Here is a 1697-nt window from a genome sequence, read left to right on the forward strand (position 1 = left end):
CGAAGGTATTAATAATAAAATTAAAGTATTGAAACGAACAGCCTACGGCTATCGAAATTACAGTCATTTTAGAGACCGTATTTTACTTATGACGCGATTATATGTCCCTCAGACAAATAAAAAAGATCAAGCAACAACCTATGCTGCTTGATCTTGATTAAAATGAGTCATCAACCCTATTTGACAAAGAGCCCAATAATAACTTAAAAAACTGCAATAAAAAAACACTTACTTAGGCATAGGGCAAGTGTTCTAACGTGGATTAAATCAATTAATAAATACCGGTAGTCGGGGTCGAACCGACACGTCCCGCAAAGGACATTGGATTTTGAGTCCAACGCGTCTGCCAATTCCGCCATACCGGCATAAAAGCCATTGTCTCGATATTAATTTTTGATAATTAAAAAATTGCGGGGGTAGGATTCGAACCTACGACCTTCGGGTTATGAGCCCGACGAGATGCCAGCTTCTCCACCCCGCGATAATAAAATAATATTTAGTAAAGGCGGTAGTCGGATTTGAACCGGCGATCAGAGTTTTGCAGACTCGTGCCTTACCACTTGGCTATACCGCCATTGTATTAAATAAAATAGTACCATTATAACAATGGTACTAGCGACTGGGGTAGCTGGATTCGAACCAACGCATAACGGAGTCAAAGTCCGTTGCCTTACCGCTTGGCTATACCCCAATGATAATATTACAACCTATATTATATAAAATATAGGCGACTGATGGGAATCGAACCCACGAGTGTCGGATCCACAAACCGATGCGTTAACCACTTCGCCACAATCGCCATCATCATATTATTAAAATTAAACAGGGGCAGTAGGAATCGAACCCACATTGACGGTTTTGGAGACCGTAGTTCTACCGTTAAACTATGCCCCTATTAAAAGGCAAAATTATTAAATTCCCCATTAATAATACAATGGTGGGGGAGAGATTCGAACTCCCGAACCCGAAGGAGCGGATTTACAGTCCGCCGCGTTTAGCCACTTCGCTACCCCACCATGAATGGCTTGGGACGGAATCGAACCGCCGACACCTTGAGCTTCAATCAAGTGCTCTACCAACTGAGCTACCAAGCCTACATTTTAAAAAACGGTCCGGACGGGATTTGAACCCGCGATCTCCTGCGTGACAGGCAGGCATGTTAACCCCTACACCACCGGACCTTGGTATTAATGGAGGATGACGGGATCGAACCGCCGACATCCTGCTTGTAAGGCAGACGCTCTCCCAGCTGAGCTAATCCTCCATGTTATTAAAATGTTAATGATCCGTACGGGATTCGAACCCGTGTTACCGCCGTGAAAGGGCAGTGTCTTAACCACTTGACCAACGGACCATTATAATATTAAGTTTCTAACGGAGAGTAAGGGATTCGAACCCTTGAGACATTTAATAAATGCCTACACGATTTCCAATCGTGCTCCTTCGGCCAACTCGGACAACTCTCCGATTTAACCTTACTCCGCAAGTAGGGCTCGAACCTACGACATCATGATTAACAGTCATGCGCTCTACCAGCTGAGCTATTGCGGAATGATTAAAATTTAACAATGCATGGCAACGACCTACTCTCACAGGACCAAAGGTCCAACTACCATCGGCGCTAAGAAGCTTAACTGCTGTGTTCGGCATGGGAACAGGTGTATCCTTCTTGCTACCATCACCACACATTGTTTTTA

General features: G+C 44.1%; 1 protein-coding gene, 13 tRNA genes and 1 rRNA gene. 1 reads left to right on the forward strand and 14 read right to left on the reverse strand.

Annotated elements, in window-relative coordinates; all coding sequences use genetic code 11:
- Nucleotides 1-151: transposase (locus FEZ33_RS12085; protein WP_138405300.1), on the forward strand; the 151-nt coding region annotated here is incomplete at its 5' end.
- Between the two features lie 128 nt (nucleotides 152-279).
- Here FEZ33_RS12085 and FEZ33_RS12090 read toward each other — a convergent pair.
- The 14 genes from FEZ33_RS12090 to rrf form a co-directional block, all read right to left on the reverse strand.
- Nucleotides 280-365, reverse strand: a tRNA-Leu gene (locus tag FEZ33_RS12090).
- 43 nt (nucleotides 366-408) lie between these two features.
- A tRNA-Met gene (locus FEZ33_RS12095) sits at nucleotides 409-481 on the reverse strand.
- A gap of 22 nt (nucleotides 482-503) precedes the next feature.
- A tRNA-Cys gene (locus tag FEZ33_RS12100) sits at nucleotides 504-574 on the reverse strand.
- Between the two features lie 45 nt (nucleotides 575-619).
- Nucleotides 620-691 (reverse strand) — tRNA-Gln (locus FEZ33_RS12105).
- 35 nt (nucleotides 692-726) lie between these two features.
- A tRNA-His gene (locus FEZ33_RS12110) sits at nucleotides 727-799 on the reverse strand.
- Between the two features lie 24 nt (nucleotides 800-823).
- Nucleotides 824-894, reverse strand: a tRNA-Trp gene (locus FEZ33_RS12115).
- A gap of 41 nt (nucleotides 895-935) precedes the next feature.
- Nucleotides 936-1016 (reverse strand) — tRNA-Tyr (locus FEZ33_RS12120).
- 5 nt (nucleotides 1017-1021) lie between these two features.
- Nucleotides 1022-1094, reverse strand: a tRNA-Phe gene (locus tag FEZ33_RS12125).
- A gap of 14 nt (nucleotides 1095-1108) precedes the next feature.
- Nucleotides 1109-1181, reverse strand: a tRNA-Asp gene (locus FEZ33_RS12130).
- Nucleotides 1182-1191: 10 nt separating this feature from the next.
- Nucleotides 1192-1264: transfer RNA gene (locus tag FEZ33_RS12135), tRNA-Val, on the reverse strand.
- 18 nt (nucleotides 1265-1282) lie between these two features.
- Nucleotides 1283-1354 (reverse strand) — tRNA-Glu (locus FEZ33_RS12140).
- 21 nt (nucleotides 1355-1375) lie between these two features.
- Nucleotides 1376-1466, reverse strand: a tRNA-Ser gene (locus FEZ33_RS12145).
- Between the two features lie 12 nt (nucleotides 1467-1478).
- Nucleotides 1479-1551: transfer RNA gene (locus FEZ33_RS12150), tRNA-Asn, on the reverse strand.
- A gap of 19 nt (nucleotides 1552-1570) precedes the next feature.
- Nucleotides 1571-1686, reverse strand: a 5S ribosomal RNA gene (rrf, locus tag FEZ33_RS12155).
- Between the last annotated feature and the right edge of the window lie 11 nt (nucleotides 1687-1697).

Source organism: Ruoffia tabacinasalis, from assembly GCF_005864045.1.
Taxonomy (GTDB): Bacteria; Bacillota; Bacilli; order Lactobacillales; family Aerococcaceae; genus Ruoffia; species Ruoffia tabacinasalis.